This window comes from Amniculibacterium sp. G2-70, from assembly GCF_014353055.1.
Taxonomy (GTDB): Bacteria; Bacteroidota; Bacteroidia; order Flavobacteriales; family Weeksellaceae; genus Amniculibacterium; species Amniculibacterium aquaticum.
This window is the reverse complement of record NZ_CP060698.1, coordinates 1,833,933-1,848,548: the sequence shown is the minus strand read 5'-3', so window position 1 is coordinate 1,848,548 and position 14,616 is coordinate 1,833,933. Positions and strand designations below refer to the sequence as shown.

The window sequence follows — 14,616 nt, the reverse complement described above, 5'->3', positions numbered from 1 at the left end:
TAAAATTAGTTTTCGTACTTTTGCAGCAAATTTACAAAACAATATGTTAACAGTATCTAACTTATCATTGCAATTTGGCAAGAGAGTGCTATTTGACGAGGTGAACATTCTTTTCACCAAAGGTAATTGCTATGGAATTATTGGCGCAAATGGTGCAGGAAAATCTACTTTTCTTAAGATTTTAACAGGAAAACAAGATCCAACGACTGGAAATGTTTCCTTAGAACCTGGTAAAAGAATGTCGGTTTTGGAGCAGGATCACTTTGCATACGACCAATTCACCGTATTAGAAACCGTACTTCGAGGAAACAAAAAGCTTTTCGACATCAAAGAAGAAATGGATGCTTTGTATGCTAAAGAAGACTTCTCTGACGAAGACGGTATAAAAGCAGGCGAACTGGGTGTAATTTACGATGAAATGGGCGGCTGGAATGCAGAATCCGATGCACAAACCATGCTTTCTAATGTAGGCATCAAAGACGAAATGCACTGGCAAATGATGGGTGAATTAGAAAATAAAGACAAGGTAAAAGTCCTACTAGCACAAGCTCTATTTGGAAATCCCGATGTATTGATCTTGGACGAACCTACCAACGACTTGGACATTGACACCATTGCTTGGTTGGAAGATTTCCTTTCCACTTACGAAAACACAGTTATCGTGGTTTCCCACGACCGTCACTTCTTGGATACCGTTTGTACACACATTGGAGATTTGGATTATTCTAAACTTAATTTATACACAGGTAACTACTCTTTCTGGTACCAAGCTTCTCAATTGGCAACCAGACAAAGAGCCCAAGCTAACAAAAAAGCTGAAGAAAAGAAAAAAGAATTACAAGACTTTATCGCTAGATTTTCTTCCAATGTTGCAAAGGCAAAACAAGCAACTGCCAGAAAAAAAATGTTGGATAAATTAAATATCGACGACATCAAACCTACATCAAGAAGGTACCCTGCCATCATTTTCGAAACCGAAAGAGAAGCAGGAGATCAAATCTTAGAAGTAAAAGGTTTGGAAAAAACAAAAGATGGGGAATTGCTCTTCAGCAATTTGGATATTAAACTGAAAAAAGGAGACAAAGTAGCCATCATCTCTAAAAACTCATTGGCCATTTCTGAATTTTTCCAAATTTTATCCGAAAATTCTAAAGCAGACAAAGGCGAATTCAATTGGGGAGTTACCACAAACCAATCGTATATGCCATTGGATAACACCGAGTTTTTCCAAGAAAACCAAAACCTGGTGGACTGGTTGAGACAATTTACCAAAAACGACGAAGAAAGACACGAAGAGTTCATGAGAGGTTTCTTGGGTAGAATGTTATTCTCCGGAGACGAAGCTCTAAAATCCTGTACCGTACTTTCTGGAGGCGAAAAAATGCGTTGCATGTTCTCTAGAATGATGTTGCAAAAAGCCAACATTTTATTGTTGGACGAACCCACCAACCACTTGGATCTAGAAAGCATCACAACGCTGAACAACTCTTTGTCCAACTTCAAAGGAAACATCTTATTGTCTTCTCATGACCACGAAATGCTACAAACCGTGTGCAACCGTGTTATCGAGCTTACCCCAAAAGGTGCTATCGATAGAGAAATGACTTACGATGAATATTTGGATGACAAAAAAGTAAAAGAATTACAAGCTCAAATGTATTCTTAATCCAAATTAAAAATAAACATTCAACCACCTCCTAAGCGAGGTGGTTTTTTTATTCGTCAAGTTTTAAAATAAGAGTTTCGTTGACCAATTTCACCTCATCATAAAGAGATGAACACACTTTTGTGGACAATCGATACTGCCCTTTCCTTACCACCAAACCTCGAGTTTGACCAACACCAACAGGGATTTTCTTTAATTGACCGTTACCCGAAACAGCAACCACCATATTGCAAGGAGAAGCATTCTCAATGGAAATCGCTACCTTTTCATCGTTCGGACCAGAATTCATCATCACCTCCACCAATTCTTTTGTGTTTTGGGTATAAGTCGAATTGAGTTGCTGAAATTCTCTCTCCACCTCAGGAAGCACCATTCCTTTTCTCACGGAATTAACCGGATACTTGGGAGGAATATTCATTGAAGTTTCCAGCGAAGAACAAGAGCTGCTTAGAAATCCCCAAAAAAACAATTGAGCCAGATTTCTCTTCATAAAAAATCAAATTTACAAAACAAAAATAACGCTTTATCTCTCCCAAACACCACCATGAATCCAATAATTTTCATTAAATTTGTTGGCTATGAGTTTAAAATGGATCTACAAACCCGAGCCCGACGAAGAAATCGTTGACAGACTAAGTTCGTCACTTGGTTTTGGAACTTTTGAATCTAAAATCCTAGTGCTCAGGAATATCGACAACTACCAAAAAGCCCGAGAATTTTTCAAACCAAAACTGGAAGACATACACAATCCTTTCTTGATGGCCGACATGCAAAAAGCCGTAGAAAGAGTTGCCAATGCCATTGAAAATGGAGAAAAAATCTTGGTCTATGGCGATTACGATGTCGATGGGACCACAGCTGTGGCTCTCATGTACCTCTATCTTTCCAAGATTGTAGAAAAAAAATATTTGGACTTCTACATCCCGGACAGAAACGCCGAAGGTTATGGCATCTCCAACGAAGGTATTGATTTTGCTAAAGCTAACGGATACAGCCTCATTATCGCCTTGGATTGTGGGATAAAAGCCATTGACAAAGTAGAATACGCCAATCAGCTTGGCATTGATTTCGTCATTTGTGACCACCACCTTCCGGGAGAAGAAATCCCAAAAGCAGCCGCAGTTTTGGATCCCAAAAGAGTGGATTGTCGCTATCCGTTCAAGGAACTTTCGGGTTGTGGTGTAGGCTTCAAACTATGCCAAGGTCTGAATACCTTGTATAAAATTCCGGAAAATGAACTTTTTGACCTCACCGATCTTTTGGCCATCTCCATAGCTGCAGACATCGTTTCGATGACGGGTGAGAACCGTGCTTTTGCCAAAATGGGCCTGAAAATCCTGCGTAAAACTCCAAAATTGGGACTTCGTTTATTGATTCCAAAAGAGAAACTTTCTACTTTTGAAATCTCCAATATCGTCTTCGAAATTGCCCCAAAAATAAATGCTGCAGGAAGAATTTCTCACGGAAAAGCAGCGGTAGAACTTATGGTTTCCGACAATCTGAAACACGCCACGCAAATTGTAGAAAACATCATGAACCTGAACGACGAAAGACGGGAATTGGACATGAACTCGACACAAGATGCTCTCAATCAGATTGTAAAAACCCAACAAGTCGACAAATTCACCACCGTGGTGTACCAACCCGAGTGGAACAAAGGTGTGATAGGCATTGTCGCTTCTAGACTTACCGAAACCTACTACAAACCTACATTGGTCTTTACCGATGGCAACAACGGAGAAATGGTAGCCTCGGCACGATCGGTATCCGATTTTGACTTGCACGAAGCTTTGGAAATGTGTTCGGAATATTTCTTAAAATTTGGCGGACATCCCGCAGCTGCAGGACTTTCCATGGAGAAAAGCAAGTTTGAAGATTTTAAAATAAAATTTGAAAAAGTGGTTTCAGAAAAAATTCTGGAACATCAAAAAACACCTACCGTCACCATAGATTCTGCCGTTGACATTGGAGTTCTAAACAAAGATTTTTTTAATTTTCATAGAAAGTTAGCTCCATTTGGTCCGCACAACATGAAGCCTATTTTGGTTCTTAAAAACCAAACCGTAACAGGAAGCATTAAAAAAATGGGCAAAGACGACAGCCATCTAAAATTTTACATTCCAAATCCTGAAACCAACAGGAATATAGAATGTGTTGGATTTAAGTTAGGTCAATATTTTGAAGATTTCAAAACAAAAACCTTCGATATTGCGTTTACCGTTGAAGAAAATCATTGGAAAGGAAATGTCACCTATTACCTGAATCTAAAAGATGTAAACTTCCACTAAATCAGTTCTATAAATGAAAAAAATCGGTTTGTTTTTCGGTTCATTTAATCCCATTCATATTGGTCATCTTATCTTAGCCAATTATATTTTGGAAAATACCAACATGGAAGAATTGTGGTTTGTGGTATCGCCCCAAAATCCGTTCAAGGATAAAAAGTCGCTTTTGAAAGACCACAACCGCTTGGAAATGGTGAATCTCGCCATTAAAAACTACCCGAAAATGCGAGCTTCCGACATCGAGTTTTCCTTACCGAAGCCCAGCTACACCATAGATACCCTTACCTATCTTCACGAAAAACATCCCAATCATAACTTTGCCCTCATCATGGGCGAAGACAACCTGAAGGGTTTGAAAAAATGGAAAAACGCGGACCTCTTGGTCAACAACCATCAGATCATTGTGTATCCTAGAATTTCCGAAGAAATTTCCACCGAAAACGGTTACGAAAACCACCCCAACATCAGCACGATAAAAGCTCCCATAATTGAACTTTCGGCAACAGAAATTAGAGAAATGATCAAATCCGGAAAAAATACAAGACCCATGCTTCCACCTGAAGTATTCGACTATTTGGACGGGTCATCGTTTTACAAATAAGAACTTGAAATGAATTTTATAGAAAAATATTTATCCAAATACAGCGAAGAACAAATCATACGGTGGTTTAGAAAAATTTGCTTGGCCGAAGCCATTTCTTGGGCTCTGCTTTTCTCGGCAATGGTACTTATACGGATGTATCGCGACGAGTTGCTACCGACCATCTACATCATCGTGATCGGTAATATCCACGGTTTATTTTTCACCCTCTATTTGTTGTTAATGCTAAATGTGAGGAAAATTTTCAAATGGGACGATGAGGATTTTGTATTTGCACTCATCTCAGCATTTTTTCCTTTTGCCACCATTTGGGTCGATAAAAAGCTGGCTCAATTCGATAGAGAATAAAAAAATCCATCTCACTAAACAAATGAGATGGATTTTTTTATTAAACTCATGAAATTATTGTGCGGTAATCTTACCGTTCATTGCACCGAAATGTCCCGGGAATGAGCATAAAAAAGGATATTCTCCAGGACTTGGAAGGGTAAAGGAAATCTTATCCTCTTCGCCTGGGCCAAGAACTTTAGTTTTAGCAACAATTTGAGATTTCAAATTTTCCGGCAATTTTTCAATATCTCCTTGTATTTTCGAAACCTCTTGTCCAAATGCCGTCACATCCGATCCCGGCTTCAATACCACCACATCATGCGACATGGATGCAGCAGGAAGAGTCCCGATGTTTTTCATCGTTAGTTCTACAGGTTCACCCGATTTTACCGTAAATTCGGTTTGACTGTATTTCATTTTATCGTCACCGGTCAAACTAATGGCGTTGGAAACCGCTGCAGAAGGCTCCGCCACCGGAGGTGTATCCTCTGCAGGTGCTGTTGTCGTTGTATCCGTAGCCGGTTGATCTTTTTTCTCACTACATGCTACCAAAAAAAGGGACAGACCTAAGACGGTCATAAAAATGGATTTTTTCATAATAATTTGCTTTAATGTACTACAAATTTATTGAAAATCACGGACATACCGTTCTATTTTTATTAAAAATTCATTAAAACAAGATTATGAATGGAGGAAAACATCCTCAACATCAGGCATTCTGGACATGACCGTTCTGGCATAGGAACAATGAGGGAAAACTTTCCAATGATGGTCTCTAGCAAAAGAAATTCCTTCGCTTACCAACAATTTTCCCATCCCTTTTCCTTCATATTTTGGACTTACATAGACAAAGGAAATGATTAATTTTTCATCTTCTGGGAAAATGGTATAAGTCAGTCTGCCAATTTCCTCTTCTTCGTTGGAAAGGGTGATGAAACCACCGTTTCCGTTTTGTGTATTTTTGAATTCCATATTGGGTTTGGTGTTTTGTGTTTGGTGTTTGGTTTCTAGCTTCTAACCTATAATTTCTAACTTCTAATTTCTAACCTCTAACTTCTAACTTCTAGTTTACGCCACAACTTTTCCGGTATAAAAATTATAGTCTTTGATAACGGTTTCAATAAATTTTCTGTCCGTAAGTCCCATCAAATCGTCGTTTACAGAAATTACACTTTGTATTTTTTCAGCCAATTTTCGAAGTACTTGTTGGTCTTTATGCCTTATCGCTTTTTGGAAATTATCCTTGATGATGCGCATATCGTCATCCGAAAAAGCAATAACTTGAGGAAAAACAGGCTGATAATCTTCCTGTAAATTTTCGATAATGGTATGCGAAATATGAACTTTATTTTTTAGTGAAATCACCGTGGTGCCGCTGACCATATCGCCCAATCGCTGTCCATTTTTGGAAACCACCATCGCCGTTACCCCAACCACTCCCGAGTTGGAATAAATATCGACCAATCGCAATATCCATCGCATGAAGTACTCTGAGACATGAGCTTGGTATCCATCAATTTTCACCACTTTTATTTTCATTATTTTTTTTCCGAGAGTTTGACCGTTCAATGTAATTTCCCAAAAAAGGGTATCAAAATAAACGGGAAAGGTAAACAACAAAAGGACAACGGATTTGGACATACGATCCAGATTACTGATGAATGTACCGAGATCTAAAAATTTGATGACCACCAAATAAACGAGTAACAAATACCCAATCTTGATGAGAATATCGATGGTAAAAGCCAACATTCTTTCGCCGACACTGGCGGTATTGAAAAAAATATTGACATTTTGTGAAGTAGTGATGGCAATTTGTGACATTTTTTATATTTTAGCAAAACGATGAGAGAAATTGCATTTATTAAGCAAAATAAAGAAAAATGGCTGAATGTAGAGCAAGTTATTTTGGGAAAAGCACAAAAAAACCCAGACGACTTGTCCAGCATGTACATCAACCTCATCAACGATTTGTCTTTTGCGCAGACCTATTATCCTAAAAGTAAAACTACAATTTACCTGAACCATCTTTCGTCTGAAATATTCCAAAGGATCTACAAAACCAAACGCTTAGAGAAAAACAGACTCTTGTATTTCTTCGACACCGAGGTACCGCTATTGGTTTATGAGTACAAAAGATTTTTACTGTATGTATTTTTATTTTTCTTCATTTTTACCGGGATTGGATTTATTTCGACCATTTACGAACCCGATTTCCCAAGACAGATTTTGGGCGACGATTATGTAAATATGACTTTAGAAAACATAAAAAAGGGAGAAGCCACCGGAGTCTATTCCAGCGGATCGACTTGGGGCATGTCCATCGGGATCATCTTCAACAACCTGATGGTTTCTGCAAAAATGTACATTTCAGGTATATTTTTGGGATTGGGATCTCTGTATGCATTGCTACAAAACTGTATCATGCTGGGTTCCTTTCAGACATTTTTTGGTAACCAAGGCGTACTTTCAGAAAGTGCCAGAGGTATCTGGATCCACGGTGCTTTTGAGATTTCCGCCATTGTTATTGTTGGCATGTGTGGCTTAATCTTGGGAGCCTCTATTTTGTTTCCTAAAACCTATTCCAGAATGCACGCTTTTAAGAAAGGCTTTAGAGACAGTTTCAAAATATACATCAGCACCTATCCGTTTATTATTGTTGCCGGAATTTTAGAAGGTTATGTTACCCGACATTCTATGGAGATGCCACTTTGGCTGAACCTTCTGATTATTTTCGGAACTTTTTCGTTGATCTTTTTCTATTTCGTTATCTATCCATTTATCGTTTATAAAAAACAAAACAACTATGCAATTATTTCAGAAAAGAGACTTTGGAGCGCTTATCAATGACACCTTCAACTTCTTTAAAGAAAATGGAAAAAATTATTTTAAAAATTTCATTCTCCTCAACGGGCTGCTTCTCATTTTTTTAGTAGCACTGTATGTTGTGGGTTACAAAAGTTTTTTCTCTCAAATATTTTCGTCCAATTTGGAAGGAGAATCGTTTTATTTTGAGCAGTATTTGGAAGAAAACTTAGGCTTTTTCATCGTGCTTGCCGTGGCATTTGTGGTTATCTTCTTCATTGCCATTATGATGGTTTATACCTTTCCGGTTTTATATCTAAAGCGCTATGCCGAATCAAAAGACAAGGACATAAAACTAAACGACATCATCACCGACATGAAGGAAAATTTCGGTAAGTTCATCTTATTTTGTTTGGGATTGGTATTTGTTATCCTTCCCATCATAGGCATCGTTATGGGAGCTTCGGTATTGTTGATGTTTGTGATCATCGGTATTTTTTTGTTTTTCTTCATCATCCCGATCATATCCAATGTGATGAGCTTCACCCTGTACGATTATTTCAACCGTAAAGAAGGCTTTTTCTCGGCACTCAGCTATGCCATTCGCTCTCAATTTTCATACAGCAACATCAACAATGGATCGCCTTTTTGGAAATATTGGGGATCTACAGCCGTCATCATGTTCATTGTACAGATTGTTTCCGGAGTTTTTTCCATGATTCCTGTTTTTATCATGACCGGAACGGTACTTACGATTCCAGATGCCGACAAAGCCACTGCCATGACCGGTTTCTACGACAGCACCATGGGGATGATATATTTTGCGACTTACGGAATTTCCATTTTGGTATCGCTTTTACTTTCCAACATCATGTATGTGAATGCCGGGTTGATGTATTATGACAGTCGTTTGGATTTGCACAGAAACGAAGATTTGTTGGAAATAGACAGCATAGGAAAACATGAAATTTAATTTTCTAATTTTATTTGTCTTAATTTCAAACTGGGGATGGTCACAAGAATCTCCAACAAGCATTGCGCCTAAAAATTTGGATTCGGTCATTCAAAAAACTTCAAAAAAAATGTCCTCCGACACCATTTTGAAAATGAAACCCTACACCAACAGCCTACTGGATGTTAAAACTTTTAGGTCCAATTACCGCAAAAATTATCAAAGTAAAGATTTCGACTACAGCCAATCCAAACCCAGAGAATCTCTGTGGGACAGGGTGATGAGAAAAGTCAACAAATTAATTCATTTTATTTTGAGTAAGATCAACCCTACACAATCGTTGAACTGGGTAGATGCTTTGGTAAAAATAATGGCTCTTTTGGTGGTGGGTGTGGCTTTATATTTCATCATCAAATTTTTGGCATCTAAAAACGGATTGTTATTTTTGGGTAAAAAAGCACCAAAAACCAACATACAAAATCGTGATGTAGTTGAAAACATACACGAAATAGATTTTCCAAAAACAATTTCGACTTTTGAGTTGGAGAAAAACTACCGAGCTGCCGTGCGATACCAATTTTTGTGGGTTCTAAAAAAGCTCAGCGACAAAAAAATCATCGATTGGCATTTGGAAAAAACCAACAAAGATTATGCTGAAGAATTGTCTAAAAGCTCCATCCATCCGTCGTTTCTTGATTTGGTGAAAATTTTTGATTTCGTTTGGTACGGCGAATTTGAAATCGACCAATACCAATACCGACAGTTCCAAAAACAATTTGAAAACTTTAAGATCTGATCCTCGATGAACAAGACATTTAAACTTTACGGGATTATTTTCTTGGTGGTGTTTGCGCTGCTGGCTTTTTTCGAATTGGGTAAAAAGGAAATTACCGATTGGCGAAAAAACTTTGATATCAACCAAAAAACACCTTTCGGATTGTTCGTCTTCGACCACGAGATCGATGCGCTTTTGCACAACAAAGTCCAAAGAATAAAGCCTTCGCCGTACCATTATTACACCGAAAATCCTAAGAACAGCCCTCATACCATTTTGGTTATACAAAAACATTTGGATGCCGAATCTTGGAAAAAAATATTAAACCAAATCCACAGCGGTAGCGATGCGATGATCATCGATACAGAAATCAACAAAAAAATACAAGACTCGCTAAATTTTGTGGTAGAAGCGTACTACAACGAAGAGCAATCCGAGTATGAGTTCACCGATAAAAAGCTATCCGACAACAGCCTGAAATTGGACAAATTTCCGGGAAACTCCACCATAACCCACAGCGATTTAAAAAACGAAATTTTAGGAAAAATAAAAGTGGACTCCACCCAATGGAATGCCAATTTTATAAAAATAAACTTTGGAAAAGGACATATCTATTACCACAGCGACCCTACCTTTTTGACCAATTATTATTTGCTAAAACCCAATGGCGAACGATATACAGAAGGCGTTTTCTCTTATCTTAAAGACCAGAAAACCCTTTGGTTTGTGGACAACATCAAAGACCTACCATCGACATCACCGCTCAGTTTTATCTTGAAAAACCCACCTTTAAAATACGCTTGGTGGCTGTTTTTGGGAGGATTATTGGTTTTCGCTATTTTTGGAGCAAAAAGAAAACAACGCATCATCCCGGTGATGGAACCGTTGAAAAACAAATCGGTAGAATTTGTACAAAGCATAGGAAACCTCTATCTGCAAGAAGGAGATTTCCACGATATGATGGCCAAAAAAGCACAGTATTTCTTGTACCGAGTGAAAATGGAACTCCTCATAGATCCTAAAAACTTGGACGATGCTTTTGTGAAAAAACTACAATCCAAAACCGGAAAAGATTTTGAAAAAATAAAACAAGCAAAAGATCTTATCGCGAAAGCCTTAGATCCTTATGCACAAGTAAACAGGGAAGATTTTGAAAAAATGAATGCACTTTTAGACGAAATTCATCCTCACATCAGAAAATAAAACACCCAACAATTATCAACAATATGAATACAGAAGAAAATCAAAATTATAGCCCCGATACGGCATCCAATTTCGAGAGCAGAATAGACCTGAGCGAGCTTAGACAAAGCATCGAAAATATAAAATCCGAAATTGCCAAAGTCATTGTCGGACAAAACCAAATGGTCGAGCACCTTTTGGTAGCGCTGCTTTCCAACGGGCATGTCCTGATCGAAGGAGTACCGGGCGTGGCAAAAACCATCACGGCAAAATTATTGGCAAAAACGGTCGCTGTGGATTTCAGCAGGATACAATTCACCCCGGATCTTATGCCTTCGGATATTTTGGGAACATCGGTTTTCAATATGAAAAATACAGACTTCGAATTTAAAAAAGGACCAATTTTTTCCAATTTTATTTTGATTGATGAGATCAACCGTTCGCCAGCCAAGACGCAATCGGCCTTGTTCGAGGTGATGGAAGAAAGACAAATTACCTTGGACGGAAAACCCTACATCATGGAGCAACCTTTTTTGGTTATTGCCACCCAAAACCCTATTGAACACGAAGGAACCTACCGATTGCCGGAAGCCCAACTCGACCGTTTTCTTTTCAAAATAGAAGTGGGATACCCGAACTTGGAGCAAGAAATAGAGATCATCAAAAAACAACACGAAAACAAAACCGAGGACAAAACCGAAGCGGTCAACCAAATCATTTCCGGTGAACAGCTTAGAAAATATCAGACGATCATCAAAGACATCATCATCGAGCAAAATTTGATTGAATACATCGCAAAAATCATTCACAACACCCGAGAAAACCCTTTCCTGTATTTGGGAGCTTCGCCCAGGGCGAGTTTGGCATTGCTAGTGGCTTCCAAAGCATTTGCCGGGATCAGAGGTCGGGATTTTGTCACTCCGGAAGACATCAAAGAATCCAGCTTAGCCGTGCTTAGACACCGCGTTATTGTCTCTCCAGAACGAGAAATGGAAGGCTTAACCGCCGATGAAATCATCCGACAAATATTGGACGGAATAGAAATACCGAGGTAGTTTTTGGTGTTTGGTGTTTGGTTTTTAGTGTTTGGTGAAAATTCTATATCCCGAAAACCTAATACTCTAAAACCTCCAACCTCTAACTTCTAACCTCTAACTTCTAACCTCTAACTTCTAAAAAACAAATTGAAAGCATTCAACCTACACCAACGATTTTTTCTTGTTCTAATAACCATTGGAATGGTCTATGTTTTGGGCTTTTTCTTTTCGTTTTTTGTTATTTTGGGACATGCATTACTCGTCCTATGCATCGTGCTTTTGGTAGTAGACACTTTGTTTTTGTATGGTCAAAAGGTCGGAATTTCGGCACAAAGAATTTTACCCGAAAAACTCTCCAACGGCGATGACAATTGGGTTAAATTGGACATTAAAAATCATTATTTTTTTAGAATTTCCACACAGATTATCGACGAAATTCCGTTTCAGTTTCAGAAAAGAGATTTTTTGATTGAGCGCATGCTATCTGCCGGAAAAAATGTATTGTTAAATTACAATCTTCAACCCAAAGAACGCGGCGAATACCATTTTGGCAGCCTGAATATTTTTGTGCAAAGCCCATTAAAATTGGTCAGTCGAAAATACATCTTTCAGAAAGATGACATGCTGAAGACCTACCCTTCTTTTGTACACCTCAGAAAATACGAATTGATGGCCCTTCAGAATGAATTTTTGATGGGTGGATTGAAGAAAATCCGAAAATTGGGACATACCTTGGAGTTTGAACAAATAAAAGAATATGTACAAGGCGATGACATCAGAACCATCAACTGGAAAGCGACCTCCAAGCGAAACCAATTGATGGTGAACCAATATCAAGATGAAAAATCCCAAAGAATCTACTTGCTTATCGACAAAGGAAGATCGATGCAAATGCCTTTCAACGGAATGTCGCTGCTGGATTATTCCATCAACGCAAGCATGGCACTTTCCCACATCATCCTGAAAAAAGGAGACCGTGCCGGAATGATGACTTTTTCCAAAAAAATGGAAAATTCCGTTGCTGCCGACAACAAATCGGGGCAACTAAAAAAAATATCCGAAGCCTTGTACAACATACAAACCGAGTTCTACGAAAGCGATTACAACAGATTGTACCAAGATGTGAAAATGGGCATCAACCAAAGAAGTTTGGTCATGTTGTTTACCAATTTCGAAACCTTGGATGGGCTACAAAGGCAGCTAAAATACCTGAGAGGAATTGCCAAGAACCATTTGCTGGTCGTCATTTTCTTTAAAAATTCTGAACTGCAAAATCTGATGCAGAAAAAACCTGAAAATCTGGAAGAAACTTATGATAAAATCATCGCTGAGAAATTCGATTTCGAGAAAAAACTCATCATTCAGGAACTGAAAAAATACGGAATACTCTCTCTGTACACCTTGCCGGAAAACCTCAGCTTAGAAGCCATCAACCAATATTTGGAAATAAAAGCCCGAGGAATGATTTAAACTTAGAGTTTGAGCTTTAAGCTATTATATTTGTACCATTAAAACCATTTAACAAAGAAAAAAAATGAACATAAAACTAAACCGCATCAACGATGATTTTCTCTTTGAATGCACCAACAAAAACGGACATAAAATACTTTTGGACAACACCTCGCAACCCGATGCACAAGGCGTTTCTCCCATGGAAGCCGTACTGATGGCAGTGGCAGGTTGCAGCGGCATTGATGTGGTCGCGATCCTAAAAAAACAAAGGCAGGAAATCACCCATTTTTCTGCGGAAGTGGAAGGCGAAAGAATACAAAAAGATGAGGCAAAACCTTTTTCTAAAATTCTAGTGAAATTTATGCTGGAAGGAAATATCGATCCCAACAAAGCATGGAAAGCAGCGCAGCTTTCTTTTGACAAATACTGTTCGGTTTCCAAAACTTTAGAACCTCAGGTTGAAGTGGTCTTCAGCGTTTGGGTCAACAACCAAGAAGTAATCCTATAAATTACCCGTTAAAAGCCTTTTAAATTTTCCAATTCAAAAGGCTTTCTTTATATTTGTTGAATACTGAAAATCTATGAAACTCAACATAAAAAATGAAACCGGAAGGTTAAGATCCGTGGTTCTGGGTCAACCAAAATCCATGGGTGCGGTACCCACTTTGGAAGAAAGTTACGATGCCAAATCCTACCACACCATTGCTCACGACACCTACCCTACAGAAGAGGACATCATCCACGAGATGACGGAATTTGAAAAAGTGTTGCACAAATACGATGTCGATGTCCTAAGACCGGCCATCATCCAAGATTACAACCAGGTTTTTGCTAGAGATGTCGCCTTTGTCATCGACGATAAAATGATCATTTCCAATGTCATAAAAGACCGTGCCGACGAGCAAGAAGCCTACCGATCTATTTTTGAAAAAGTAGAATGGCGCAAAATCATCAACCTGCCAGAAACGGCACATATCGAGGGAGGCGATGTCATTGTTTGGGACGATTTCATCTTTGTTGGCACATGCTTTTCCGAAGATTATCGTTCGTACAAAACCGCAAGAACCAACGAATATGCCATCGAAATCTTGAAGGAATATTTTCCCAAGAAAAGAATCATCGATTTGGATTTAAAGAAAGACGACAGAGTCCCTTACCAAGGTGTTCTGCATTTGGATTGCACCTTTAATCCTATTGGTAAAGACAAATGCATCATTTATAAAAATGGTTTTGTGGATGAAAGCGATTACCGTTTGATTTTGGACATCTTTGGCGAAGAAAACTGCTTCCACATCAACGATGAGGAAATGTTCGACATGAACCCGAATATTTTTTCCATTTCTCCAGAAATCATCGTTTCCGACAAAGCTTTTGGGCGAATGAATAAGTTTCTGAGAGAAGAATGGAATTTTACAGTCGAAGAAATCCCTTACAGAGAAATTTCCAAAATGGGCGGATTGCTAAGATGCTCGACCATGCCGTTGGTTAGGGAATAATCATCAGAGAAAAAAGTGAATTTAATAAGACATGA

The 14,616-nt window shown here is 38.5% G+C and carries 16 protein-coding genes; 12 read left to right on the top strand and 4 right to left on the bottom strand.

The window, feature by feature from the left end; genetic code table 11:
* The first annotated feature begins 43 nt into the window (after positions 1-43).
* Positions 44-1,666 carry an ABC-F family ATP-binding cassette domain-containing protein gene (locus H9Q20_RS08565; protein WP_187477495.1) on the top strand — a complete coding sequence of 541 codons (1,623 nt, stop codon included), beginning with the start codon at positions 44-46 and terminating at the stop codon, positions 1,664-1,666.
* A 49-nt stretch (positions 1,667-1,715) separates the two neighbouring features.
* Here H9Q20_RS08565 and H9Q20_RS08560 read toward each other — a convergent pair whose 3' ends face one another.
* Positions 1,716-2,156: a DUF6759 domain-containing protein gene (locus tag H9Q20_RS08560; protein ID WP_187477494.1), complete on the bottom strand. Its 441-nt coding sequence runs from the start codon at positions 2,154-2,156 to the stop codon at positions 1,716-1,718.
* 88 nt (positions 2,157-2,244) lie between these two features.
* Here H9Q20_RS08560 and recJ point away from each other — a divergent pair, with 88 nt between their 5' ends.
* Genes recJ through H9Q20_RS08545 form a run of 3 tightly spaced genes read left to right on the top strand, consistent with a single transcriptional unit; the run spans position 2,245 to position 4,900 of the window.
* Entirely contained in the window at positions 2,245-3,954 is a 1,710-nt protein-coding gene (recJ, locus tag H9Q20_RS08555) for a single-stranded-DNA-specific exonuclease RecJ (RefSeq protein WP_124641105.1), read from the top strand.
* A gap of 13 nt (positions 3,955-3,967) precedes the next feature.
* Positions 3,968-4,552 carry a nicotinate (nicotinamide) nucleotide adenylyltransferase gene (nadD, locus tag H9Q20_RS08550; RefSeq protein ID WP_124641103.1) on the top strand — a complete coding sequence of 195 codons (585 nt, stop codon included), beginning with the start codon at positions 3,968-3,970 and terminating at the stop codon, positions 4,550-4,552.
* 9 nt (positions 4,553-4,561) lie between these two features.
* Positions 4,562-4,900, top strand: a complete 339-nt coding sequence (locus tag H9Q20_RS08545) for a DUF3817 domain-containing protein (protein WP_124641101.1) — start codon at positions 4,562-4,564, stop codon at positions 4,898-4,900.
* Between the two features lie 54 nt (positions 4,901-4,954).
* Here the strand turns inward: H9Q20_RS08545 and H9Q20_RS08540 are convergent, their stop codons facing one another.
* The 3 genes from H9Q20_RS08540 to H9Q20_RS08530 form a co-directional block, all read right to left on the bottom strand.
* A complete protein-coding gene (locus H9Q20_RS08540) occupies positions 4,955-5,479 on the bottom strand; it encodes a plastocyanin/azurin family copper-binding protein (protein ID WP_124641099.1) in 525 nt (174 codons plus the stop codon).
* A gap of 84 nt (positions 5,480-5,563) precedes the next feature.
* Positions 5,564-5,854 (bottom strand): GNAT family N-acetyltransferase, encoded by a 291-nt coding sequence (locus tag H9Q20_RS08535; protein WP_124641097.1) that lies wholly within the window; start codon positions 5,852-5,854, stop codon positions 5,564-5,566.
* 96 nt (positions 5,855-5,950) lie between these two features.
* Positions 5,951-6,706: an RDD family protein gene (locus H9Q20_RS08530; protein ID WP_124641095.1), complete on the bottom strand. Its 756-nt coding sequence runs from the start codon at positions 6,704-6,706 to the stop codon at positions 5,951-5,953.
* A gap of 21 nt (positions 6,707-6,727) precedes the next feature.
* Between H9Q20_RS08530 and H9Q20_RS08525 the strand changes: the two genes are divergently transcribed.
* From H9Q20_RS08525 to H9Q20_RS08490, 8 genes are all read left to right on the top strand, one after another.
* Positions 6,728-7,732: a stage II sporulation protein M gene (locus H9Q20_RS08525; protein WP_124641093.1), complete on the top strand. Its 1,005-nt coding sequence runs from the start codon at positions 6,728-6,730 to the stop codon at positions 7,730-7,732.
* Positions 7,689-8,660: a DUF4013 domain-containing protein gene (locus H9Q20_RS08520; RefSeq protein WP_124641091.1), complete on the top strand. Its 972-nt coding sequence runs from the start codon at positions 7,689-7,691 to the stop codon at positions 8,658-8,660. Before H9Q20_RS08525 ends, H9Q20_RS08520 begins: the two co-directional genes overlap by 44 nt.
* A complete protein-coding gene (locus H9Q20_RS08515) occupies positions 8,650-9,435 on the top strand; it encodes a DUF4129 domain-containing protein (protein ID WP_187477493.1) in 786 nt (261 codons plus the stop codon). The genes H9Q20_RS08520 and H9Q20_RS08515 overlap by 11 nt, the downstream gene beginning before the upstream one ends.
* Before the next feature lie 6 nt (positions 9,436-9,441).
* Positions 9,442-10,617, top strand: coding sequence for a DUF4350 domain-containing protein (locus H9Q20_RS08510; protein ID WP_187477492.1), 1,176 nt, complete (start codon positions 9,442-9,444; stop codon positions 10,615-10,617).
* A gap of 23 nt (positions 10,618-10,640) precedes the next feature.
* Positions 10,641-11,651 (top strand): AAA family ATPase, encoded by a 1,011-nt coding sequence (locus tag H9Q20_RS08505; protein ID WP_124641085.1) that lies wholly within the window; start codon positions 10,641-10,643, stop codon positions 11,649-11,651.
* Positions 11,652-11,780: 129 nt separating this feature from the next.
* Entirely contained in the window at positions 11,781-13,103 is a 1,323-nt protein-coding gene (locus H9Q20_RS08500; RefSeq protein WP_262385496.1) for a DUF58 domain-containing protein, read from the top strand.
* A 64-nt stretch (positions 13,104-13,167) separates the two neighbouring features.
* Positions 13,168-13,593 carry an OsmC family protein gene (locus H9Q20_RS08495; RefSeq protein ID WP_124641075.1) on the top strand — a complete coding sequence of 142 codons (426 nt, stop codon included), beginning with the start codon at positions 13,168-13,170 and terminating at the stop codon, positions 13,591-13,593.
* 73 nt (positions 13,594-13,666) lie between these two features.
* Entirely contained in the window at positions 13,667-14,581 is a 915-nt protein-coding gene (locus tag H9Q20_RS08490) for a dimethylarginine dimethylaminohydrolase family protein (RefSeq protein ID WP_124641073.1), read from the top strand.
* Positions 14,582-14,616 lie beyond the last annotated feature (35 nt).

Coding starts and splice junctions, on each gene's coding strand:
- H9Q20_RS08530 (WP_124641095.1), bottom strand. CDS start 6,706: ATGTCACAAATTGCCATCACTACTTCACAAAATGTCAATATTTTTTTC.
- H9Q20_RS08520 (WP_124641091.1), top strand. CDS start 7,689: ATGCAATTATTTCAGAAAAGAGACTTTGGAGCGCTTATCAATGACACC.
- H9Q20_RS08535 (WP_124641097.1), bottom strand. CDS start 5,854: ATGGAATTCAAAAATACACAAAACGGAAACGGTGGTTTCATCACCCTT.
- recJ (WP_124641105.1), top strand. CDS start 2,245: ATGAGTTTAAAATGGATCTACAAACCCGAGCCCGACGAAGAAATCGTT.
- H9Q20_RS08560 (WP_187477494.1), bottom strand. CDS start 2,156: ATGAAGAGAAATCTGGCTCAATTGTTTTTTTGGGGATTTCTAAGCAGC.
- H9Q20_RS08505 (WP_124641085.1), top strand. CDS start 10,641: ATGAATACAGAAGAAAATCAAAATTATAGCCCCGATACGGCATCCAAT.
- H9Q20_RS08510 (WP_187477492.1), top strand. CDS start 9,442: ATGAACAAGACATTTAAACTTTACGGGATTATTTTCTTGGTGGTGTTT.
- H9Q20_RS08525 (WP_124641093.1), top strand. CDS start 6,728: ATGAGAGAAATTGCATTTATTAAGCAAAATAAAGAAAAATGGCTGAAT.
- nadD (WP_124641103.1), top strand. CDS start 3,968: ATGAAAAAAATCGGTTTGTTTTTCGGTTCATTTAATCCCATTCATATT.
- H9Q20_RS08540 (WP_124641099.1), bottom strand. CDS start 5,479: ATGAAAAAATCCATTTTTATGACCGTCTTAGGTCTGTCCCTTTTTTTG.
- H9Q20_RS08515 (WP_187477493.1), top strand. CDS start 8,650: ATGAAATTTAATTTTCTAATTTTATTTGTCTTAATTTCAAACTGGGGA.
- H9Q20_RS08490 (WP_124641073.1), top strand. CDS start 13,667: ATGAAACTCAACATAAAAAATGAAACCGGAAGGTTAAGATCCGTGGTT.
- H9Q20_RS08565 (WP_187477495.1), top strand. CDS start 44: ATGTTAACAGTATCTAACTTATCATTGCAATTTGGCAAGAGAGTGCTA.
- H9Q20_RS08495 (WP_124641075.1), top strand. CDS start 13,168: ATGAACATAAAACTAAACCGCATCAACGATGATTTTCTCTTTGAATGC.
- H9Q20_RS08545 (WP_124641101.1), top strand. CDS start 4,562: ATGAATTTTATAGAAAAATATTTATCCAAATACAGCGAAGAACAAATC.